The sequence below is a fragment of the Blautia sp. AF19-10LB genome (assembly GCF_003461245.1).
GTDB lineage: Bacteria > Bacillota > Clostridia > Lachnospirales > Lachnospiraceae > Blautia_A > Blautia_A intestinihominis.
In genome coordinates, this window is sequence record NZ_QTWS01000035.1 from 15,346 (window position 1) to 36,991 (window position 21,646).

At 44.2% G+C, this 21,646-nt stretch carries 17 protein-coding genes, 6 tRNA genes, 1 rRNA gene and 2 pseudogenes; 6 read left to right on the forward strand and 20 right to left on the reverse strand.

Going from position 1 to position 21,646, the window contains the following annotated elements; genetic code table 11:
* The first annotated feature begins 66 nt into the window (after positions 1-66).
* Entirely contained in the window at positions 67-1,779 is a 1,713-nt protein-coding gene (locus DWX28_RS15725; protein ID WP_118253728.1) for an ABC-ATPase domain-containing protein, read from the forward strand.
* Positions 1,780-1,840: 61 nt separating this feature from the next.
* Here the strand turns inward: DWX28_RS15725 and xylB are convergent, their stop codons facing one another.
* From xylB to DWX28_RS15750, 5 genes are all read right to left on the reverse strand, one after another.
* Positions 1,841-3,298, reverse strand: a complete 1,458-nt coding sequence (xylB, locus tag DWX28_RS15730) for a xylulokinase (RefSeq protein ID WP_118253731.1) — start codon at positions 3,296-3,298, stop codon at positions 1,841-1,843.
* 3 nt (positions 3,299-3,301) lie between these two features.
* Positions 3,302-4,354: an NAD(P)-dependent alcohol dehydrogenase gene (locus DWX28_RS15735; RefSeq protein ID WP_330417684.1), complete on the reverse strand. Its 1,053-nt coding sequence runs from the start codon at positions 4,352-4,354 to the stop codon at positions 3,302-3,304.
* Positions 4,355-4,424: 70 nt separating this feature from the next.
* Positions 4,425-5,471: a sugar ABC transporter substrate-binding protein gene (locus DWX28_RS15740; protein WP_118253733.1), complete on the reverse strand. Its 1,047-nt coding sequence runs from the start codon at positions 5,469-5,471 to the stop codon at positions 4,425-4,427.
* 69 nt (positions 5,472-5,540) lie between these two features.
* The gene (locus tag DWX28_RS15745; protein WP_118253736.1) at positions 5,541-6,521 is read right to left on the reverse strand and encodes an ABC transporter permease; all 981 of its coding nucleotides are present in this window, start codon (positions 6,519-6,521) and stop codon (positions 5,541-5,543) included.
* Positions 6,522-6,541: 20 nt separating this feature from the next.
* On the reverse strand, positions 6,542-8,038 hold the full coding sequence (locus tag DWX28_RS15750) for a sugar ABC transporter ATP-binding protein (protein ID WP_118253740.1): 1,497 nt from the start codon (positions 8,036-8,038) through the stop codon (positions 6,542-6,544).
* A gap of 304 nt (positions 8,039-8,342) precedes the next feature.
* On the opposite strand from DWX28_RS15750, the gene DWX28_RS15755 reads away from it, so the two are divergent.
* Positions 8,343-9,458: an ROK family transcriptional regulator gene (locus tag DWX28_RS15755; protein WP_118253743.1), complete on the forward strand. Its 1,116-nt coding sequence runs from the start codon at positions 8,343-8,345 to the stop codon at positions 9,456-9,458.
* Positions 9,459-9,714: 256 nt separating this feature from the next.
* Here the strand turns inward: DWX28_RS15755 and DWX28_RS15760 are convergent, their stop codons facing one another.
* The 4 genes from DWX28_RS15760 to DWX28_RS19620 all read right to left on the reverse strand — a co-directional run bounded on the left by DWX28_RS15760 (position 9,715) and on the right by DWX28_RS19620 (position 12,697).
* Positions 9,715-10,377 (reverse strand): methionine ABC transporter permease, encoded by a 663-nt coding sequence (locus DWX28_RS15760; RefSeq protein ID WP_022215213.1) that lies wholly within the window; start codon positions 10,375-10,377, stop codon positions 9,715-9,717.
* The gene (locus DWX28_RS15765; protein ID WP_118253746.1) at positions 10,367-11,377 is read right to left on the reverse strand and encodes a methionine ABC transporter ATP-binding protein; all 1,011 of its coding nucleotides are present in this window, start codon (positions 11,375-11,377) and stop codon (positions 10,367-10,369) included. The genes DWX28_RS15760 and DWX28_RS15765 overlap by 11 nt, the downstream gene beginning before the upstream one ends.
* Before the next feature lie 45 nt (positions 11,378-11,422).
* Positions 11,423-12,349 carry a MetQ/NlpA family ABC transporter substrate-binding protein gene (locus DWX28_RS15770; RefSeq protein ID WP_118253748.1) on the reverse strand — a complete coding sequence of 309 codons (927 nt, stop codon included), beginning with the start codon at positions 12,347-12,349 and terminating at the stop codon, positions 11,423-11,425.
* A gap of 210 nt (positions 12,350-12,559) precedes the next feature.
* The gene (locus DWX28_RS19620) at positions 12,560-12,697 is read right to left on the reverse strand and encodes a hypothetical protein (protein ID WP_173906066.1); all 138 of its coding nucleotides are present in this window, start codon (positions 12,695-12,697) and stop codon (positions 12,560-12,562) included.
* Positions 12,698-12,916: 219 nt separating this feature from the next.
* Between DWX28_RS19620 and mnmA the strand changes: the two genes are divergently transcribed.
* A complete protein-coding gene (gene mnmA / locus DWX28_RS15775; protein WP_118253751.1) occupies positions 12,917-14,029 on the forward strand; it encodes a tRNA 2-thiouridine(34) synthase MnmA in 1,113 nt (370 codons plus the stop codon).
* 54 nt (positions 14,030-14,083) lie between these two features.
* Here mnmA and DWX28_RS15780 read toward each other — a convergent pair.
* Positions 14,084-14,887, reverse strand: a pseudogene (locus tag DWX28_RS15780) (GH36-type glycosyl hydrolase domain-containing protein); the annotation flags it as partial.
* 132 nt (positions 14,888-15,019) lie between these two features.
* Here DWX28_RS15780 and DWX28_RS15785 point away from each other — a divergent pair.
* The 3 genes and pseudogenes from DWX28_RS15785 (at position 15,020) to DWX28_RS15795 (ending at position 17,253) form a co-directional block, all read left to right on the forward strand.
* Positions 15,020-15,943 carry a carbohydrate ABC transporter permease gene (locus tag DWX28_RS15785; protein WP_118253754.1) on the forward strand — a complete coding sequence of 308 codons (924 nt, stop codon included), beginning with the start codon at positions 15,020-15,022 and terminating at the stop codon, positions 15,941-15,943.
* Positions 15,916-16,095: pseudogene (locus DWX28_RS20630) on the forward strand (carbohydrate ABC transporter permease); the annotation flags it as partial. The gene DWX28_RS15785 and the pseudogene DWX28_RS20630, both read left to right, overlap by 28 nt.
* A gap of 156 nt (positions 16,096-16,251) precedes the next feature.
* Positions 16,252-17,253: a hypothetical protein gene (locus DWX28_RS15795; protein ID WP_022215205.1), complete on the forward strand. Its 1,002-nt coding sequence runs from the start codon at positions 16,252-16,254 to the stop codon at positions 17,251-17,253.
* A 62-nt stretch (positions 17,254-17,315) separates the two neighbouring features.
* Here the strand turns inward: DWX28_RS15795 and dhaS are convergent, their stop codons facing one another.
* From dhaS to DWX28_RS15845, 10 genes are all read right to left on the reverse strand, one after another.
* Positions 17,316-17,858 carry a dihydroxyacetone kinase transcriptional activator DhaS gene (dhaS, locus tag DWX28_RS15800; protein ID WP_022215204.1) on the reverse strand — a complete coding sequence of 181 codons (543 nt, stop codon included), beginning with the start codon at positions 17,856-17,858 and terminating at the stop codon, positions 17,316-17,318.
* A gap of 15 nt (positions 17,859-17,873) precedes the next feature.
* Entirely contained in the window at positions 17,874-19,523 is a 1,650-nt protein-coding gene (locus tag DWX28_RS15805; RefSeq protein WP_118253756.1) for an acyl-CoA dehydratase activase, read from the reverse strand.
* A complete protein-coding gene (locus DWX28_RS15810) occupies positions 19,516-20,787 on the reverse strand; it encodes a 2-hydroxyacyl-CoA dehydratase subunit D (RefSeq protein ID WP_022215202.1) in 1,272 nt (423 codons plus the stop codon). The genes DWX28_RS15805 and DWX28_RS15810 overlap by 8 nt, the downstream gene beginning before the upstream one ends.
* 101 nt (positions 20,788-20,888) lie before the next feature.
* Positions 20,889-20,974: transfer RNA gene (locus DWX28_RS15815), tRNA-Leu, on the reverse strand.
* Positions 20,975-20,985: 11 nt separating this feature from the next.
* A tRNA-Val gene (locus DWX28_RS15820) sits at positions 20,986-21,058 on the reverse strand.
* A gap of 7 nt (positions 21,059-21,065) precedes the next feature.
* Positions 21,066-21,140 (reverse strand) — tRNA-Asp (locus DWX28_RS15825).
* 4 nt (positions 21,141-21,144) lie between these two features.
* A tRNA-Thr gene (locus DWX28_RS15830) sits at positions 21,145-21,217 on the reverse strand.
* A gap of 73 nt (positions 21,218-21,290) precedes the next feature.
* A tRNA-Glu gene (locus DWX28_RS15835) sits at positions 21,291-21,362 on the reverse strand.
* A 12-nt stretch (positions 21,363-21,374) separates the two neighbouring features.
* A tRNA-Asn gene (locus DWX28_RS15840) sits at positions 21,375-21,447 on the reverse strand.
* 70 nt (positions 21,448-21,517) lie between these two features.
* Positions 21,518-21,646, reverse strand: a 23S ribosomal RNA gene (locus DWX28_RS15845); the annotation flags it as partial.

Sequence of the window (21,646 nt, forward strand, 5' to 3'; positions counted from 1 at the left end):
TACAATAATATTATTCATATTCAAACTACAATTCGTATTTATTTTATGATTATGGAGGTCATCTACATGCAGCAATCCACCGATCTACAGAATCTTCTGCATTCTGTACACAGAAAGAGTTATCCTGCCTATAAATCTCTGAAGGGCAGTTACCAGTTTGACAATTATATCCTCTCAATCGACCACGTACAGGGGGATCCTTTTGCTTCGCCTTCTCATATCAGTGTACGGATTTCGCACAAAACTGCGGGATTTCCACGGGAATATTATAGCGATCATGTTACCCGCATCACGCTGTCTGATTATCTTACCAGACAGTTTGAAAAACAGGTCAGCCACTACACCTTCCGTGCCAAAGGCTCCGGCAAGAGCGGTCTGATCTCGGTGAGCCACTGTGGGCAGGAAATCCTGGAGCGGACCGCCTGCGAGATCACAGAAAAAGGGATCACTGCCCGTTTCTTCATCGGTTTTCCGGCCAACGGAAGAACGATCAATGCCACTGAGCTGGAAAAAATCCTCTTCGACTTTCTCCCGGTCTGCGTGCAGAAAGCTTTCCTTTACAAAAATATCAATCACAAAGAACTGGAACAGACTATCTTTCTCGCCGAAGACCAGACCTATATCCGAAGCCAGCTTGCCAAACGAAATCTCGTTGCTTTTGTCGCAGATGGCTCCATTCTTCCACGAGAAAGCGGCATTTCCTCTCGTCCAATGAAAGTCTCCATTCCTTTTACCTCACCGGAATCTCTGCGCGTCACCATGGATCTTCCGCACAAAGGCAAAATCTCCGGCATGGGAATCCCTGAGGGGATCACTCTGATCGTGGGCGGCGGCTATCATGGCAAATCCACGCTTCTGAATGCCCTGGAGCTTGGCGTCTACAACCATATTTCCGGTGACGGCCGCGAATACGTCATCACAGACGATACTGCGCTGAAACTTCGCTCCGAAGACGGACGTTTTATTAAAGATGTAGATATCTCTCTGTTCATCAATGATCTTCCGAATAAGAAAGACACTCGTTGTTTTTCTACAGAAGACGCCAGTGGAAGCACCTCCCAGGCGGCTGGCATCGTAGAAGGAATGGAGGCTGGAAGCAGAGTTTTCCTGCTGGACGAAGATACGTCTGCCACAAATTTCATGGTGCGTGATACTTTCATGCAGGAAGTGATATCCAGAGAAAAAGAACCAATTACCCCATTTCTTGAACGTGCCGAAGATCTTTATAAAAAGGCCGGGATATCCACAATCCTCGTAGCCGGAAGTTCCGGAGCATTTTTCCACATTGCAGACACGATTATCCAGATGGATTCCTATCATCCTGTGGATATCTCCGAAAAAGTCATGGCATTATGTGGAAAGTATCCTCTGAATCCCGTCAAAGCCCCGGAATTCAGATTCCCGGAGAGCCATCGCATCATGCAAAAACAGACTCCCTCGATCCGTTCTCACGGAAGAAACGCCGGCCGACCGGAACAGCTCAAAATAAAAGTACATGGAAAAGATGGTTTCCTGATCGGAAAACAGGATGTCGATCTCCGCTACGTGGAGCAGCTGATTGATCCGGAGCAGACAGCAGCACTTGGACTGCTTCTCAAATATGCCATCGAAAAGCTTGCCGATGACCGCCGCACTGTCGCAGACATCATTGAAATTCTTTCCGGACAGCTTGAGCAGAACGGACTCTCCTTCCTGTCCGGAGGTTCTTATATTTCCTGTGGCTATGCCATGCCAAGACTCCAGGAAATCTATTCCTGTTTTAATCGTTATCGGAGGTAATAAACAACTCAAAAAAGATACCCAGAAATCATGCATCATAATTTCCAGGTATCTTTTTTTATTAAAATAAGGGGGTTAATGTAGGATATAACTTTCTAAATCTCTGGTAACATTCTTCATATTTCGCCACCAGTTCTTCTTCCGGCTCAACGGTGTCTACTACGTGAGCCATTTTCTTTCCGATGGTCTCAACATCCAGATATGCTCCGCATCCTACGGCTGCCAGCATGGCTCCGCCCATGGACGGGCCTTCCTCAACTTCAAGGACATCTACTTTAAGGTTCATCACATTTGCGATGATCTTTTTCCAAAGCGGACTCTTCGCACCGCCACCACAGATCTTGGTTCGTTCGATCTTAATGCCGAGTTTTCTTGCTACTTCCAGAGAATCACGAAGTCCGAAAGCCACACCTTCCAGAACAGCCTGTGTCATGTCAGCTCTTGTGGTGTCCATGGACATTCCAAAGAACACACCTCTTGCATCCGGATTGTTGTGCGGTGACCGCTCTCCCATCAGGTACGGAAGGAAGAATACATGATTTTCACCAAGCTTCTCGATCGGAGCCTGTTCTGCTGCAAAATCCTTGGTCTGAAGGATTTCTTCTGCCCACCATTTGTTGCAGGATGCCGCACTTAACATACAGCCCATCAGATGATAGCTTCCATCTGCATGGCAGAAAGAATGCAGTGCGTTATTCTCATCAACGCCGAAGTTCTTGCTGGAGATAAAAATGGTTCCTGACGTTCCAAGAGAAATATTGCACTGTCCGTCACCAACGGTTCCTGTTCCGACCGCAGCTGCTGCATTATCTCCGGCACCTGCCACAACTTTGACATCAGCAGAAAATCCGAGTTCCGCTGCCACTTCCGGCTTCAGCGTTCCGACCACTTCCCAGCTCTCATACAGTTTCGGAAGCTGTTCTTCTCTTACGTCGCAAATCTCCATCATTTCCCTGGACCAGCAGCGGTTCTTTACATCAAGAAGGAGCATACCGGATGCATCAGAAACATCTGTGCAGAAAGATCCGGAAAGTCTGTAAGCAAGATAGTCTTTCGGAAGCATGATCTTGGCGATTTTTGCAAATTTCTCCGGCTCATTTTTCTTCATCCACAGGATCTTCGGAGCTGTAAAACCTGCAAAAGCAATGTTTGCTGTATATGCAGACAGTTTCTCTTTACCGATCTCGTTGTTGAGATATTCTGTTTCTTTCTGGGAACGTCCATCATTCCAGAGGATTGCCGGGCGAATGACCTTGTCATTCTCATCCAGCGTTACCAGTCCATGCATCTGTCCCCCGAAGCCAATTCCAGCAACCTTGGAACGATCAATCCCCTCTGTCAGTTCTTTCATTCCCTCTACGCTCTGCGTAAACCAATCCTCCGGATTCTGTTCTGACCAGCCCGGATGCGGAAAAAATAATGGATATTCTTTTGATACTGTTTTCAGTATCGTTCCATTTTCATCCATTGCCAATAATTTAACAGCAGATGTTCCTAAATCAATACCAATATAAATCATAGATTATTTTACCTTTATAACTGCTTTAACAAGGTCTGTCTTGTTATTTACAGCTTCATCATATGCGTCTTTAATATGATCCAGATCAAACTCATGTGTTACAATATTCTTAACATCAATTGCTCCACTTGCAACTGCTGCAATTGCTTTTGGATAAATATTCTTATAACGGAACACAGATTTAATTGTTGCTTCCTTGTCCATAATCTGAGCAAAATTATAATTGATTTCTTCTTTTGAGGAAATTCCAACTAATGTAATTGTTCCCCCTCTTCTGACAATAAATGGAGTCTGTGCAATAGTCACAGGTGATCCGGCAGTCTCAAATACTACATCTGCACCTCTTCCACCGGTCAGTTCTTTGATTTTTTCAAGAGCATCTTCCTTTCCACTGTTAATCACAGCTGTTGCTCCAAGTTCCATGGCTTTATCCAAACGAGCCTGAACAAGATCTGCTACAATGATCTGACCTGCACCATGTGCTTTGCATGCCAACAGGGTTACAAGACCAATACATCCAGAACCAAGGATTACAACTGTATCTCCAGTTCCTACATTTCCCTGCTCAGCTGCATAAAATCCTACTGACAATGGCTCAATCAGTGCACCTTCTTTTGTAGATACATTTTCTGGAAGTTTAAAACACATATCTTCTGGAAAAGCGATAAATTCTTCATTACATCCCTGAACTGGAGGAGTTGCAAGAAATACAACATCTGGACATAAATTATAATGTCCTGATTTACAGAATTCGCATTTACCACAAGTAATTCCCGGTTCCAGAGCAACGCGATCTCCGACTTTAAGATTTTCCACATCTTTACCCACTTCAACGATCGTACCTGCACACTCATGTCCTAACATGAAATCCTCTGAAAGATCCACTTTGTATGCACCACAGCATCCATTATGATAATAGTGTACATCTGATCCACAAATTCCAACATATTCTAATGATACAAGAACCTCTTTTTCTTTAATCTGAGGAACAGGAATCTCTTTAATTACCATATTATCTGTGCCTCTCATAACAGCACTTTTCTGTAACATCTTCATTGTAACTTCCCCTTTCTTAGAGTAATTGCCCGATATGTTCTGGCATACCGGGCAACACTTAATAACCTAATTATTCTTCAGCTGCTTTCACATCATCTTCGGTAAGTTCACCATTATCAATATAGATCTGAATGTAATCATCTACGTTATCTGCATTGATTTCCGGAGCATCTACATAATCATTTACATCTGTTACTTCCATTTCACCATTAACAACTTTTTCTGCGTACTCCAGATTCTTCTCAGCAAGGTCTGCTGCTGACTGTAATGCTGTAGAAGTAAGAAGTCCTTCTTTGATCAGGAGACATCCCTGTGCTGTTCCATCAACACCATATGCCAGAAAATTCGCTGTTCCATCTTCATTGAAATAATCTTTATTTTCTCTGATTGCTTCAATCGCACCTGCTGCCATGTTATCGTTCATAGAAATGATAGCATCAATATGAGTTCCCGCCTGTACCCAGGATTCCATCAATGTAAGTGCTTCATCACTGTTCCAGTTTGCAAAATCTTCATAAAGAATATTTACATCTGTACGTTTGCTGAAGAAGTTCTCATCCCATGCTTCACGTCTTTTATCTGCATGATAATTTCCGGAAGGTCCTTTCAATACAACAACATTTGCATTTTCAGGAACTTCATCTACAGCTCTTGTTGCACTGACTTTTGCCTGCTCGATTGGATCTGCATCAACAGTACCCGTTCCTGCCATAACAGAAGTATCATCTCCACCATCCAGATCATTCTGATGTGTAGTCGGATTTGTTGTGATAACCGGAATTCCTGCATCTACAAGCTGCTGCACATACGGAGCCTGAGCACCATTATTATTTGACTGTACAATAACAAGATCATACTGTTTTGTAATACAATCTTCCAGCAGACCGTTTTCTTTATTATCATCGCCCTCGCCACTTACACAGGTAAGTTCAATATCATCATACTTTTCTGCCTGCTTTTTCATTTCAGTTGTAAGCCATGCCGCAAAGGTATCTGAACTTGCTCTTGCAACAAAACATACTCTCTTTGCATCTGCTGCACTGACACTCATCGCCGGTACCATAGACACTGCCATAACACTTGCCAATAAAATTGCTCCGATTTTTTTTGCCTTCATAAATTACTTCCTCCTTAATAAAATGTGATTTACTTATACTGTCACTTCCTCGACAGAATAGTTTCTCTTTTACGCCTGTTTATTCCCCTCTTCTTTAACAATGATCACTTTTCTTGATTTTTTAGATTTGCTTACCACATCAAATGCTACTGCAAGAACAATAATTGCACCTTCAATAATCTGCTGAATATAAGAGTTAACACCCAGAAGATTCATAACATTTTCCAGAAAACCAATGATAAATGCTCCGGCTATTGTTCCACTTACTGTACCAATACCGCCTGTAAAAGAAGTACCGCCAACGATTGCTGCTGTCAGACCTGTCATTTCATATCCAATTGCACCGTTAGGAAGACCTGCATTATTTCTTGCCATAAAAATCATTCCTGCAAGTCCTGTCATAATACCATTTAATATGTAAGATTTATAAATATTTCTCTTTGCATTAATACCACTCGCTTCTGCTGCCGCACGACTTCCACCGATTGCATATAGTGCACGTCCATATCGTGTATTATTGACCAGATACCAGACAACAATTGTTACAAGTATCACCAGAATTACTGGCACTGGCACCGGACCTACCATTCCCTGTCCGATCTTAACAAAATTTCCTAACTGAAGAATATTCTGTCCACCGGTAAAATAAAGGGCAAGTCCTCTGGCTGCCTGCTGCATACCAAGCGTCGCAATGAATGCCGGCACATTAAACTCCGCAATGAAAAATGCATTGACAAGATTACATCCCACACCAGTTGCTACTGCTACGATAAGTGCAAGTAAAATAGAGTTTGTCGCTTTGTAAACAGATACAGAATAAACACCTGCCAATGCAAGTACAGAACCAACCGACAGATCAAGAAATCCACTGATAATCAGAAGCATTTCACCATATGCAATCAGAATTCCGACGCATAACTGCCTTGTAACATTGATCAGGTTGCTGTACTGAAGGAAATATGGACTGATAATGCTACATGCCACAAACAATACGATCAGTACAATATAAATACTAAATTTTTGTAAGTTATTTATTTTTTTTGTTTTCATTCTCTTTACCCTCCGCACATTCAACCGTTCTTTAAGCCAGTTGCGTATCTCATAATTACTTCCTGAGAGAATTCCTCTCTGTTGATACATCCGCTTATTTTACCCTGGCACATGATATAGATTCTGTCACACATTCCAATCAGTTCCGGAAGCTCTGAGGATACCATGATGACCGCTTTGCCTTCCTTTACAATATCTGTAATCAGTTTATAGATTTCAAATTTTGCTCCGACATCGATACCTCTTGTCGGCTCATCCAGGATCATAATATCTGGCTCACACAAAAGCCATCTTGCTAAAAGTACTTTCTGCTGATTTCCTCCGGAAAGTGTGGAAATAGCGGTATCAAGAGTCGGTGTCTTTACATGCATCTTCTCGAAGCTTTCTTTTACACTCTGTTTTTCTTTTGCCTTATGCGTATAACCCTTGTAGATAATTCTTTCCAGACTGGCAAGACTGGCGTTTTCCATAACACTCCTGACAGGAATAATTCCGTCATCTCGTCTGCTCTCAGAAAGCATGACCATCTTCTGTTGAATACTGTCATGAGGACATTTAATCTTTGCCTCTTTTCCATTAATAAAAACCTGACCTGAATCATGAGGATCCAAACCAAAAATCGCTCTCATAGTCTCTGTTCTTCCAGCTCCGACCAATCCGGCAAAACCAACAATCTCACCTTTCGCAACATGGAAATTTATATCTTCAAAGAGATCTTTCTGAGAAAAATCCTTTATCTCAAGAGCTTTGTCTCCAATCGGAACTGTTTCTTTCGGATATACATTATCCAGTTTTCGTCCAACCATTCTGGCAATGACCGTATCAAGATCAAGATCTTCCGCTCTGTCTGTTGAAACTACAGCACCATCTCTTAAGACTGTAATGTCATCTGCGATTCGGAAAACTTCCTCCATCTTATGTGAGATATAAATAATTGAAATACCCTGTGCTTTCAGTTCTTCTATCTTACGGAAAAGATTTTCAACCTCACGATCTGTAATAGAAGATGTCGGCTCATCCATAATAATAACCTGTGCATTATTTGTAACTGCTTTGATAATCTCAAGCATCTGAATATCCGATACTGTCAGAGTTTTCAGTTTCTGTGTTGGTTCATATGGAAGATTCTCATCTTTAAGAAACTGTCTGGCATCCCGTCTTATTTTTCTCCAGTCTACTTTTCCGAATCTGTTAACTGGAAGCCGCCCCAAAAAAAGATTCTCCTCTACAGAAAGTTCCGGCACATAATTTAATTCCTGTGCTACCATGGAAATTCCCATTTCCATAGCCTGTATAGGATTCTTGATTGTTACTGGTTTTTCATCAAGATATATCTGACCCTTATCTGCCTGATACAATCCCATGATAATTTTCATCAGTGTAGATTTTCCGGCTCCATTTTCACCACAAAGTGCATGAACGGTTCCTTTTCTTACTGCAAAATCAATTCCGCTCAATGCTTTTACGCCAGGAAAGGATTTCTCTACTCCGCTGACCCGCATCTTGATTTCGTCCATTACTTCACCGCCTTTTTAATTTGCTTGACCTGTTTTCTATTTAAGAGTATATTCCTGCGTTTTACTTATGTCAATACTTTTATGTAAGTTTGTAGAATATATAACAAATTATAATTATTCATTTGTGCATTTTTTATATTCAAGCCTGTTTCATCTTATGTATTGACATTTTTTTCACATTATTTGCATCAATGTTTTAACAAAAGTTTTTATTTATCCTCTAGTATTCACTCAACAAAAATGCTATTATATGCATATAAGCAATATATTTTTTATATATTCTGCATAAAAGGAGGCCAACCTAATGGAAGAGTATCTTAATAAATCTAAAATATCCGGAGACATTTTCAGATTTCTATACTTAAATAAACAGAGTTCCCGACAGGAAATTGCACAATCTCTCGGCATCAGCCTTCCTACAACTACCCGTAACCTTAATGCACTGCAGGAATCTGGTTTTATTGAAAATGCCGGAGAATTCCAATCCACCGGAGGGCGAAAAGCAATTAGATATCAATGTGTCGCAAATTCCAGATATGCGATTGGTATTGATATCACTCGAAATCATCTTTCTATCGTATTGATTGATCTTGCTTTAAATATCATTGATAATACAAGACTTCGAATTCCATTCCACGAAAGTCACGACTACTTTTGCATTCTGAAACAGGAATTCGAAAAAATTGTTTCGAAGAACATACCTGACCGTTCTAAATTACTTGGAGTTGGCATTGCTCTTCCAGTCATCATAGGCGAAGATCATAAGACTGTAACATACGCAACCGTAATCCCTCTGTCTTTAAACATTTACAATTTCTTCAGCGACTATATACATGAACCGTTTTTATTCTTCAATGATGCAAACTCTGCCGGCCTGGCAGAAAGCTGGAAAGGAGATTATAAAGATGCTGTGGCATATCTTTCTCTAAGCAGTAGTATTGGTGGTGCATATATGAATAATAAAATGATCTACGGAGGCTCCAATAACAGAGGCGGTGAATTCGGTCATATGACAATCATACCTCATGGAAAGCGCTGTTACTGCGGTAGATATGGATGTCTGGATGCTTACTGTACTGCCAATGTACTAACTGATTTCACAGAAGGAAATTTAAAAGAATTTTTTGATATTTTAAAATCAGGAACTAACCGAGGAATTCAGAATATATTTGAAGATTATACAGATTATCTGGCAATCGCCGTAAATAATCTTCGAATGTGCTTTGACTGCGATGTTATACTAGGAGGAAATGTTGGTGCCTATATGGCAGATTATATCGAGGATTTTCGTGAAAAAGCATCAAAGTTAAATCCTTTCGAGAGAGATGGCAGCTATATCCGCGTATGCCATTATCGCACAGAAGCTGCTGCCGTAGGTGCTGCTATTTATTATATTGACCAGTTCATTCAAAATTTCTAATCTTTAAAACCTATAAATCAATCGGATAACAGAAAACTGCCGCCATCCCGGTGAATCTTACCAGATGGCGGCAGTTTAAAGTTCTGTTTTATTTTTAGGGAAAGGAAAGAGTTCCGGCAACTCTCCCGGCATTGAAGTGTTACCGGAGGTCTTAAAAGGCTTTTCCTTTAAGACAATTACATCTTACAATATAAATGTGAGGAGTTTTTGTCCTTTTTCTAATAAATTTATAAAATTTCTAACATAATTATAAATTTCAGGCTTTTCTTTTGTCTAATTTTCTGGAAAGCATCATGCCAAGTCCCTGAAGAATCTGTACAAGAACGACAAGGATCACGATCGTAACCAGCATGATGTCTGTCTGATAACGATAATATCCATAACGGATCGCGATATCACCGAGACCGCCACCGCCGACAGTTCCTGCCATAGCAGAATATCCGAGGATCGTTCCGACTGCAATGGTAACTCCTACGAGGAGGGAAGTTCTTGCCTCTGCGAGAAGGACTTTCCAGATGATCGTTCCTGTTCCTGCGCCCATGCTGACTGCTGCCTCGATCACACCCGGCTCAACTTCTTTGAGGGAAGATTCTACCATACGTGCAATGAACGGTGCTGCAGCGATCACCAGCGGAACGATCGTTGCGCTGGAACCGTAACTCTGACCCACGATCAGCTTGGTGAGCGGGATCACCAGGATCAGAAGGATCAGGAACGGAATACTTCTGAGGATGTTTACGATCACATCCAGAACTTTATATAATGGTGCATTTGGACGGATACCTTCTTTGTCTGTAACTGCAAGCAGGATTCCAAGAGGGAGCCCCAGAACATATCCGAAAAATGTGGAGACAAGCGTCATGTATAACGTATCTCTTGTGCCTTCCAGCAGCATCGTAATTGTTGCATTATCCCACATCTGAGCTCACCTCCTCTACGCCCATATTGATATCTCTGAGATACTGGATCATCTTATTCGCCACTTCCTCGATCTCGGGAAGCTGCAGGATCATCTCTCCCTGTGCCTGTCCATTAATGTTCTTGGTATCAGCATACAGAATGTTGACCGGTGTCCGGTAAGTAAGGACCAGGTTTGCAATCACCGGCTCGAAGGAAGATTTCTCCTGGAACGTTACACGTACCAGACGTTTGCCCTTCATTTCCTGGATCTGGGTCCTTCCGCTGAATACCAGCTTTTTGGCTTCATCTGTCTTTGGATTGCGGAAAAGTTCTTCCACAGTTCCGATTTCTACGAGAGCTCCTCGTTCCAGAACTGCTACCTTGTCGCAGATCTCCTGTACGACACTCATTTCATGTGTGATGACAACTACAGTGATCCCATAATCCCTGTTGATCTCTTTGATCAGTTCCAGGATCGCCTTGGTCGTCTGCGGGTCCAGTGCACTGGTCGCCTCGTCACAGAGAAGGATCTGCGGATCACTTGCCAGCACTCTCGCGATCGCAACTCTCTGCTTCTGTCCACCGGAAAGCTGTGATGGATAAGAAAGTGCTTTCTCCTCAAGTCCTACGATCTTGAGATATTCCAGAGCTTTCTTACGTGCCTCTGCCTTCTTAATCCCGGCGATCTCCATTGGAAAACAGACGTTATCCAGTGCTGTTCTCTGCATGAGCAGATTGAAATGCTGGAAGATCATTCCTATCTTCTGACGCTCTTTACGAAGCTCTTTTTCTGAGAGCTCCGTAAGATTTTTGCCATTGACTCTGACTGTTCCTGATGTTGGTCTTTCCAAAAGGTTCAGACATCGTACCAGAGTACTCTTGCCTGCACCGGAGAGACCGATGATGCCGAAGATCTCTCCTTTTTCGATGGAAAAACTGATGTTTTTGGCTGCCTCTACCGTTCCACCTTTGGTGTTGAAACGCTTGCAGAGGTTCTCTACCTGTATCATCGGTTCCATTTATATCATTTCCCCCTGTCCCTTAATAAACATCCTGAACTTAAATTATTCTGCTTCTTCAGCTGCTGCTTCTGTTGTTTCAGCGTCTGCATCTGCAGTTTCATCTTTAGCTTCGTCTGCTGCTTCTTCTGTGTCATCTGCAGAATCTTCGAATGGAACAACTGCTCCGTCGTATTTCTCGTTGATGAAGTCTTTGATCTCGTCAGATTTCAGAGTATCTACCAGAGCTTTGATCGCTTCGCTGTCTTCGTTTCCTTCTTTGACTGCGATTACGTTTACATAAGTTTTTGCTGCTTCAGAATCAGAAGTTTCGTGTGCGATGGAATCGTTGGATACGGAATATCCGGCCTGCAGTGCGTAGTTACCATTTAATACAACGAATGCAACTTCATCTTTGACACGGGAAACCTGTGCAGCTTCCAGCTCTTCGATCTTGATGTTCTTCGGGTTTTCTTCGATATCTTTGACAGTTGCCTCAAGTCCTGCTCCGTCTTTCAGAGTGATCACTCCATTGTCCTGGAGAAGAAGAAGTGCTCTTGCTTCGTTTGTTGTATCGTTCGGAACTGCGATGGTGTCGCCGTCTTCCAGATCATCAAGAGTTTCTTTTGTTCCTGGATAGATTCCGAATGGCTCGTAGTGGATTCCGCCGGCATTTACAAGGTGTGTTCCCTGCTCTTCGTTGAAGTTATCAAGATATGGGATATGCTGGAAGTAGTTTGCATCGAAATCTCCGCTCTCTACTACAAGGTTTGGCTGTACATAGTCATCAAATACGGTAACTTCCAGATCCCATCCCTCTGCCTCAAGGAGCGGTTTTGCTTCTTCAAGGATCTCTGCGTGTGGTGTTGCGGAAGCTGCTACTTTGATGGTTCCTTTCTCTGCGTCAGCGCTTACGATCACGCCGTTTGCTGTGAGTGCTCCGATTGCCAGTGCTGCTGTAAGTGATAATGTGATGATCTTTTTTGCTTTCATAGTTCTTTCCCTCTCTTATTCCTTTTATTTTTGATTTTTTTGTTTATTCTTTATTAAGTTGTAAGTGGCTGCGACCTCCTGCATGTGTCTATCCGTTCCCGGAACTCTTATTCATAAAAAAATAACAGGAAGTCCTCTGGATCCTCCCTGTTCATGCAATCTGTCCGGCATTAAAAAATGCTTTATTTACATCTCGGTATCTGTCATCTCTTATACGTGGTCGGCAGATATCTCAGGAAGTGTCCGATACATAGAAGTACAGCAAAACATAGACATGCACATGTCCATACACATCTCCTGATCCATCATACACATGACTTCTCTCTGAACTGCATTTCCTGTAAACATGATTCTTCCTCCTTTTTACTTATTGATAAATTTCTTCCGGAAAATGTATTACCTATTTCTCCGATAGGTTGAATATAACATGTCTCATTCACAATGTCAACACATTTTTTATTTTTTTCCCGGAGCGCGTCTCCTCATTGCTTGACACTGATTTCTTATAATGATACCATAAATTAAATCACTCTACAATCCAATCTACAATCAACAGGAGAAAAATTTATGAATAAAAAAGCGATCATTGCCATGAGCGGCGGTGTTGATTCCAGTGTTGCAGCCTATCTGATGGTTCAGCAGGGCTACGACTGCGCCGGTGCCACTCTGAAGCTTTATGATAATCCACAGTGCAGCTATCCTGGACACCGGGCATGCTGTACTCCTTCCGATACAGAGGATGCCAGAAGTGTTGCCGCACGTCTCGGCATGCTTTATTACGTATTTCCCATGCAGGAGAAATTCCACGAAAGCGTCATCGATAAGTTCGCAGATACTTATCTTCACGGAGGCACACCGAACCCGTGTATCGACTGTAACCGTTTCCTGAAATTCTCCGCCCTTCTCGATAAGGCAAGAGAACTTGGCTGTGAATATATCGCAAGCGGTCACTATGCACGCAGAGAGCAGGATCCGGAGACAGGACGTTTTATCCTCAGGAAAGGACTCGACCCGACCAAGGATCAGAGCTATGTGCTCTACGCCATGACTCAGGATCAGCTTGCCCACACATTCTTCCCGCTCGGTACCTACACCAAGAAAGAAATCCGTCAGATCGCGCAGGAGCAGGGCTTCATCAATGCTGACAAACCGGACAGCCAGGATATCTGCTTCGTTCCGGACGGTGACTATGCGTCCTTCATCGAGCAGTACACCGGACAGGCTTCCGAACCTGGCGACTTCGTTGACAAAGAAGGTAAAGTCCTCGGCAAGCACAAAGGTCAGATCCACTACACTATCGGCCAGCGCCGTGGTCTCGGTATTTCCGCACCGGAATCCCTCTATGTCTGCGGCAAATCCCTGGATACCAATAAGGTCATCCTCGGAGGTAAGGATGACCTTATGAGTAATTACTGCTATATCAACGATATCAATCTGATCCCATGGAATCATCTGGACAAACCGATCCAGTGCAAAGTCAAGACACGCTACCGTCAGCCGGAACAGCCAGCAACTGTTGAGCAGCTTGGAGACGATCTCATCAAGATCACCTTCCAGGAGCCGCAGAGAGCCGTCACACCTGGACAGGCTGCCGTTCTCTACGACGGAGATATGGTACTTGGCGGAGGAACGATCCTCAGCGAAGAAGCCGCAGCAAAAGCAGTCGCTTCCACCAATTAATTTCAGCCCATCTGTACGATTACATGATATTCTTTTTTACCGGGGATCAGAGGAATCTGGCTGGATTCCGAGAAGTTCCTGCGACAGATTCACAAACGTCCACGCTGCGGTCCCTGTCAGCCAGCTTTTTTTTGCCTCGCCAAACCGCGGTGCATCTGCTCCTGCCACCATCTGTGAATATACATATGGTTCCGTTCTGTGGATGTCGCTGATCTCCTCGATGCAGGACGGACAGATCTTGCGGTAAATTTCAAATGCGCGGTCTCCTCTTCCGATCATTGTCTCTGCGATCGAGATCCACGGATTATTATGACAGAAGATTCCTGCATTTTCCTTGTATCCCGGCGGGTAAGATGTGATCTCGCCAAGTTCCAGATGATATCTGGTGTATGCCGGCTGCAGAAGCATGATGCCATATTTTGTCTCGAGATGTTTCTGTACAGAATCGAGAGCTTTTTCTGCCTCTGCTGCCAGTTTTTCCCTGTCTGTACATCTGCAGATCTCTGCAAATTCCCTGCCATATTTTACAAACATTGCCGCGATAAATACCGACTCTGCCACCGATCCCTCAGAAGGTCCTGTCGTCTGGAAAGGTTCACCCGGCTCACTGGAGAAGCAGTTCAGGTTCAGACAGTCATTCCAGTCCGCCCTTCCGATCAGTGGAAGTCTGTGCGATCCGAGATGTGTCACAGTAAACTGGAAAGACCGGTTCAGATGCTCAAACAGAGGCTCTTCGGTTCCCTTTTTGCAGTCAAACGGCACTGGCTCATCCAGGATCTCATAATCACCCGTCTCTTTGATGTATGCCACCACTGCCGCGATCAGCCACAGCGGGGCATCGTTAAATCCACTTCCAATTCTCGACCTGTTCTACAAAGCAGTCGTAGAAAAATATCCAGAACTTACTTACTAAGCCCCACAACCAACGTGCCTGCCTGACCATCAGGCGGGCACGTTTTACATTATGGAAAAGACTTATGGAGGACAAAAATGGCAAAGAATAATAACCATAAGGCGGTCAGCTATAACAAATGGGGTTATATCTTTCTGATACCGTTTGTAGTAGTATACCTCATATTCCAGCTTGTTCCGCTTATCACTACAATTTATAACAGCTTCTTTGAAAATTACAGATCGGGACTTACGCAGGTCGGACCGAACTTTGTGGGCTTTGCCAACTATGCAAAACTCTTCCAGGACGGTGAGATCTGGATCTATTTCAAAAACACGATGATCATGTGGGTGATGGGATTTGTTCCGCAGATCCTGGTTTCCCTGCTCCTCGGTGCATGGTTTTCCAACCCTAGCCTCCGTCTTAAGGGACAGAGATTTTTTAAGACTGTGATTTACCTTCCGAACCTTATCATGGCATCTGCCTTTGCAATGTTGTTTTTTACCTTATTTGCAGACGGCGGTCCGATCAATGCCATGCTGGTCCATGCGGGGATCCTGAAACAGGCATATTCTTTTTTCAGCCACAAATGGAGTGCCCGGACGCTTGTTGCACTACTGAACTTCCTGATGTGGTTCGGTAATACAACGATCCTTCTGATGGCAGGCATGATGGGCATTGACCCGTCACTCTATGAGGCTGCAGAAGTGGACGGTGCGACATCCTCCCAGATTTTTAGAAGGATCACTCTCCCGCTTCTCCGCCCGATCCTGATCTACGTTATGATCACATCCCTGATCGGCGGCATGCAGATGTTTGACGTACCACAGATCCTTACAAACGGAACCGGTGATCCGATGCGTTCCACCATGACACTGATCATGTACCTGAACAAGCATCTGTTCAGCAAGAACTACGGCATGGGCGGTGCACTGTCCGTATTCCTGTTTGTCATCACAGGGCTTCTGAGCCTGATCGTATTCCGTTTCAACCAGACAAGAAAAAAACACTTCCTGTACTGATCGCACAGCTTCGAAGTGCAGATTTCCTGAAGTTTGATATGGGACAGGTTTATGTGATGATCGCATTTTCCATCTTCCCGGTTATCATCGTGTACATCCTGCTTTCCCGGTTTATCGTATCAGGCGTTGTGCTTGGCGGTGTAAAGGGGTAAAACAGCGCACTCTCAGCCTAAATTTGGGACATGTCTTTCAGAATGTCTATTGCATACCCTTTCGGTTTGTGATTTAATTAAAAGTAACGATAATACAGACTGAAACGTGTCTTTTTCGTCTGTATTCCACAACTTTTCTATCGAAGGGATATCAAAATGACAGCAAAAACTTCTCGAATTGTTATAAAGACTTTTATAAAGACTGCGCTCAAAGATTCCGATGAATCTCCGGAGCGATGCACCCGAAATCTCGTAGATATGGCACTGAACTTTGCAAACGGCCGGTTCCAGCAGTCTTTTTTTGAAATATCACGTGCAATGCTGAACAACGAAAACAGCCCTTATTATCCACTGATCGAGGATATCCTCAAGCACATGGATAAGGAGAAACTGATCGACTTTGGTCTGAATATCGGTTACAATGGCTGCACGACAGGCGCGCACATGATCCGTAAACTGAAACGCACAGAGGATATCAATGTTCCATGGCTGCTTTCACTGGTCATCGATACTTCCCTGCCGGATTTTATTACAAAATATGATTCTGTACTGAAACAGGGCAAGGAACTTGGAATCTACACTTACTTCCTCTATACGAAGGATGATCCCGCAGAAATACTTCCTCTTATCCAGAATAACCCGGACTGTGCGATCATCCTTCTCTGTGATCCTTCCAGAATAACAGAAGAGCTCGCAGAAAAATCTGAAGCACTGAACAACGTCTTGTTCGCAGTGAAATACGATGATCAGGCAGAGGCAGCCTGCCTCGTACTCAGAGACCATCGTCTCCTGTACTCTCTGTATCATCTCTATTCTGAGGAAGACCGTGATGAGATCCTGGCCGGCACTTACTTCCGTTTTGCAGAAGAAATGCACTGCCCGTTCGCCGCTGTTTTCAGCAATGTGGACTGCTCCATTGAGACCCGCCACGCCATCTACCAGAAAATAACCGAAGACCGGAGTGCCCAGCGATACCGCACGATCCCACTGGATCTGTTCTGCGATACAGAAGTGATCGGAAATATCATCTCTTCTCCGACCAGTGTCGTCGGCTTCGGACCTGACGGTACGCTCTATACACCTGGCAGAGAAGTTTTCAGGACACCGTACAACCTCTTTGACCAGCCACTGAAAGAACTTTTTACCAAAGCACTTTAACTCCACCAAAAAAGCCTTATTCATTCGTTTGCTGAGTGAATAAGGCTTATATTTTTGTACTTTTATGCGTCAAGTCTTTCCTGTGTCTTGATGATCACTTTGATGCAGGATTTGAGTAATTTCACAAATTCCTTCGGTGGTACCGGATTTCTCTCTGAGATCCATCTGCCGAACGCGCAGATGATCGCATCATTCCAGAAGTTTACATAAAAATCCGTGTTCGTCTGATCTCCAAGGATTTCTTTGATATCCTCTGCCATGACCGGTCCTACGATATCCCGGAAATGATTGGAAAACGAATTCTGATCTTCTACTTTCATGACTTTCCTGTAAAAATCTTTATTTTCATAAAAATAATCGCAGAGATGAAGGACACTGTCCCATCCGATCAGATCTACGCCAAGCTGTACGTGGCTCAGATACTCCACATCAAAGATCCAGTTCACAAGGTCAAACTTGTCCTTGAAATGATAGTAGAAACTTTTGCGGTTCATATTGCATTTTGCACAGATATCTGAAACGGTGATCTTACTGAATGGGGTAGATTCCATCAATTCCTTTAATGCCGATGCCAGTGCACGCTTCGTAATATTAGAGTCTGCCACGATAGTACCTCCTTCTTACATTTCTGTTGCAAATAATGCTGCACCAAGAGCTCCGCAAAGCTGTGATTTATCGCTGATCACCAGCTTCGTTCCCAGTCTCTCCTCCAACGTTTTGACAAGACCCTGATTCTGTGCAACACCGCCAGTCATCATATATGCCTCTTCCCCTCCGACACGTTTCACGAGGGAGGCTGTTTTGGCCGCAACCGCCTTATTCAGTCCATGGACGATGTCATCGGTTGCTTTGTTCTGTGCGATCAGGGAAACCACCTCTGATTCGGCAAAAACTGTGCACATACTGGAGATCGTAATATCCTCCTGATAGGAAAGTCCTACTTTACTGAGTTCATCCAGGTTCATTTCCATGGTTTTTGCCATCATCTCCAGGAATCTTCCTGTTCCGGCGGCACATTTGTCGTTCATGACGAAGTTTTTGACAGAACCGTCATCATTCAGGCGGATAACTTTGCTGTCCTGCCCGCCGATATCGACGACCGTTCTGACAGATGGATCCAGGAAATGGGCGCCCCTTGCATGGCAGGTGATCTCTGTGATACTCTTGTCGCCATCAGAGATCGCAGTTCTTCCGTATCCTGTGGTCACGACTGCATCGATGTCTTCTCTGTTAAGGTTAGACTGTCTGAGTGCTTCTTCCAATGCACGCTCCGCGCCATTCGCGGCCCCTGCTCCTGTCGGCATGATCACGCTGGAAACAATCTTTTTGTCTCTGTCCAGGATCACAACATCCGTGCTGGTAGAACCACTGTCGATTCCTGCAAAATATCCTTTACCCATGGTTTTCTCCCTTCTCGTTTCTGTCTCTATGTTCAGGCTCTCTGCAAAAGCCTCCAGACGTGTGCTCAGCTGCCCGCTGCTCTGCACGGTATAATCCGATTCGATCTTGAGGAGCGGCACATCGGTATGGCCTTTGATATCAGAATATTCAAAGCTGTAAAAATCACAGAACTTTACGGTATGATAAATGATCCCCTTTAAAGATGGATCCTGATAAAGCTGTTTACGGCCTGCATGATCCATCATGCGCATGCACGGGATCTGGTGAAGAAGTTCCTCCGCATACCATTCCATAAGCTGGTCAAAGTCCAGATCTGCTTCCGGGAGGGTGTCTCCCACAGAACGGTTGTTGACACAGGTCTCATTCACTACAGGAAGCGGCATGGCATCCTGTGTCATCTGAAAAAGTTCATTTCCCATTCTTGCTCCGAGAACTGCAAGATGCGGATCCTGCGTTCTCTTTTTTGGATGAAAAGCTTTGAGAAATTTCTCTTTATTGAAGGTAGTTCCTTTATATTCACCGTAGGCTCTTACAAGATCTTTTAACTGTGCTGCAGTTCTCTCATGGCTGCAGCTCGTATCGCAGTGAAGCATATCCACCATATACAAAAAATCCATCTCGCCGCTGTCTTCCAGAATGTCATAGACGCTTCGGATCGTATCGCAGCAGTTGACCAGGACCAGTTCTTTTACTTTGCCTGCCAGAACTGCTTCAAGGACTGCCTTTCCAAATCCACAGATATTCGGATGTGCTACCTGCTCTGCCAGATCAAATCCCTCCGGCATATCATTCAGGATCTCGCACTCACCTCCAAGGGCTTCAAGAAGTTCTACCGGTGTATATTTACAGACATAATATGTTTTATTCATGATCAAAATCCCCCAGCATCTCCAGAAATGCTCCCAGTCTCGTGGAAGTCTGTCCTTCTCCGCCATGGCTCCTGTCACAGCCATCTCCATCCAGGATCAACAGTGGGATCCCTGCTTCCTCAAAGCGTTTCTTGGCGATTCTGGAACCTCCAAGGGTATGCTTGCATCCCCAGTGATTGAACCAGACAACACCGTCTGCTCCCGCCTGTTTTGCATGACGGATCCCTGCTTCGATTCTCCGTGAAACGGGACCATTCAGGGCATGATATACAAGGCGCAATGCCATCTCCTCATAAGGATCCTCGGAATGCTTCGTGATGTCCGCCACCTGTGCAAGCTCACATCCTACGATCTGTGCCTCCTCTTTCAGAAGAAGTGCATCTTTCACGGCTTCTGACCAGAACGGGATCGTATGCATCCAGTAGATGTGTCTGCCTTTTTTGGCAGGGGCTTTGCTGACATCTTCAAGAAGTTTTTGTGTATAAAGTTCTTCTTCCTCTGTTCCAAGAAGAATGTTGTTTGTCATTCCGCTGTAAAGCGGAGAAACAAGGTCTGAAGGTATGTATTTATCTGCTCTTGCGCTCTGGAACTTATCATAATTCTGCAATGTCCTCCGGCTTCTTGCAAGACGTTCCTTCAGTTTTGATTCATCAATCGTTCTGCCGGTCACTTTCTCAAGGAAAGGAACCAGCGCCCGAAGCTGTGTTGCTACATAAGACACATTTGCCGGTGTCTGTGCAGATGGTATATCAATAGAAAAAACCGGGATGTCAAAAAACTCTGCCAGTCTGTGAAATGTAAGAAGGTTTGCGTCACACGCCAGGTTCGTATAAACGATACATTTTGGTTTCGGAAGAAGCCCCTTCTCTGCCGCTCCGATAAATGTCTTGTGGTAGCTGCAAAGCGTTTCTGAAATTCCAGAATCCTCTGCTCCCTGAAGAAAAGGTCTCTCTACCTGTGATGCCGCAAGATAGCAGGAAAAGCTTTCTACATTGTATGGATACAGTCCTGCCTCCTGAAGCAGTTCGCACGGAGTAAATACACTTACCATAACCGAACTTTCTGGATGCTTCAGCGGCTGTGTCATAACGTTCATCATCATGCCGGCCAGATACTGATCCGATGGATTCAACTGCCCTTCTGGAAGAAAACGAAATTTCAGGTTCTGCGCTTCCCATCCTGTCTTTAAAAGCCACCTCGCTCTTTCCGGTGACGTTTCACACCATTTCTCTATGTAATTTCCAAATGTCTTCACTATCTCCATATTTTGGTCTGACCGCCTTTCTTCCAAACAGTATATAGCAAATCATCGTTTATGACAAGCAAAAAAAACTTCAATCCAATTTGGATTGAAGTTCATATCACTGCCGCAGACCGGAATCGAACCGGTACGGGTATCACTACCCACGGGATTTTAAGTCCCGGGCGTCTGCCAGTTCCGCCACTGCGGCATATTCAAAAATGGGACCTATAGGGCTCGAACCTATGACCCTCTGCTTGTAAGGCAGATGCTCTCCCAGCTGAGCTAAGATCCCTAAAAAAACGACCCAGATGAGACTCGAACTCACGACCTCCGCCGTGACAGGGCGGCGCTCTAACCAACTGAGCTAAAGGTCCAAAAAGCCGATGATCGGACTCGAACCGATAACCTGCTGATTACAAATCAGCTGCTCTGCCAATTGAGCCACATCGGCATATAACTATATGATGTATTATACACCAAATGTCGTAATCAAGTCATCCAAAAATCACAATTATTATTTTTAATGACTCCAAGGGGATTTGAACCCCTGTTACCGCCGTGAAAGGGCGGTGTCTTAACCGCTTGACCATGGAGCCAGGTATAAAAAACTCCCCCTGTTGGACTCGAACCAACGACACTGCGGTTAACAGCCGCATGCTCTACCGACTGAGCTAAGGAGGATTATTAGAAGATACCATATCTTCAAAACCACATACATGTTGACTAAGCAATTATATCATAACCAAGCTTGTTGGTCAAGCCCTCACCCTATTAGTAGCAGTCAGCTCCATGCGTTACCACACTTCCACCTCTGCCCTATCAACCTCGTCGTCTTCAAGGGGGTTTACTCCTTTCGGATGGGATATCTCATCTTGAGGGG

Coding starts and splice junctions, on each gene's coding strand:
- DWX28_RS15725 (WP_118253728.1), top strand. CDS start 67: ATGCAGCAATCCACCGATCTACAGAATCTTCTGCATTCTGTACACAGA.
- xylB (WP_118253731.1), bottom strand. CDS start 3,298: ATGATTTATATTGGTATTGATTTAGGAACATCTGCTGTTAAATTATTG.
- DWX28_RS15735 (WP_330417684.1), bottom strand. CDS start 4,354: ATGAAGATGTTACAGAAAAGTGCTGTTATGAGAGGCACAGATAATATG.
- DWX28_RS15740 (WP_118253733.1), bottom strand. CDS start 5,471: ATGAAGGCAAAAAAAATCGGAGCAATTTTATTGGCAAGTGTTATGGCA.
- DWX28_RS15745 (WP_118253736.1), bottom strand. CDS start 6,521: ATGAAAACAAAAAAAATAAATAACTTACAAAAATTTAGTATTTATATT.
- DWX28_RS15750 (WP_118253740.1), bottom strand. CDS start 8,038: ATGGACGAAATCAAGATGCGGGTCAGCGGAGTAGAGAAATCCTTTCCT.
- DWX28_RS15755 (WP_118253743.1), top strand. CDS start 8,343: ATGGAAGAGTATCTTAATAAATCTAAAATATCCGGAGACATTTTCAGA.
- DWX28_RS15760 (WP_022215213.1), bottom strand. CDS start 10,377: ATGTGGGATAATGCAACAATTACGATGCTGCTGGAAGGCACAAGAGAT.
- DWX28_RS15765 (WP_118253746.1), bottom strand. CDS start 11,377: ATGGAACCGATGATACAGGTAGAGAACCTCTGCAAGCGTTTCAACACC.
- DWX28_RS15770 (WP_118253748.1), bottom strand. CDS start 12,349: ATGAAAGCAAAAAAGATCATCACATTATCACTTACAGCAGCACTGGCA.
- DWX28_RS19620 (WP_173906066.1), bottom strand. CDS start 12,697: ATGTTTACAGGAAATGCAGTTCAGAGAGAAGTCATGTGTATGATGGAT.
- mnmA (WP_118253751.1), top strand. CDS start 12,917: ATGAATAAAAAAGCGATCATTGCCATGAGCGGCGGTGTTGATTCCAGT.
- DWX28_RS15785 (WP_118253754.1), top strand. CDS start 15,020: ATGGCAAAGAATAATAACCATAAGGCGGTCAGCTATAACAAATGGGGT.
- DWX28_RS15795 (WP_022215205.1), top strand. CDS start 16,252: ATGACAGCAAAAACTTCTCGAATTGTTATAAAGACTTTTATAAAGACT.
- DWX28_RS15805 (WP_118253756.1), bottom strand. CDS start 19,523: ATGAATAAAACATATTATGTCTGTAAATATACACCGGTAGAACTTCTT.
- DWX28_RS15810 (WP_022215202.1), bottom strand. CDS start 20,787: ATGGAGATAGTGAAGACATTTGGAAATTACATAGAGAAATGGTGTGAA.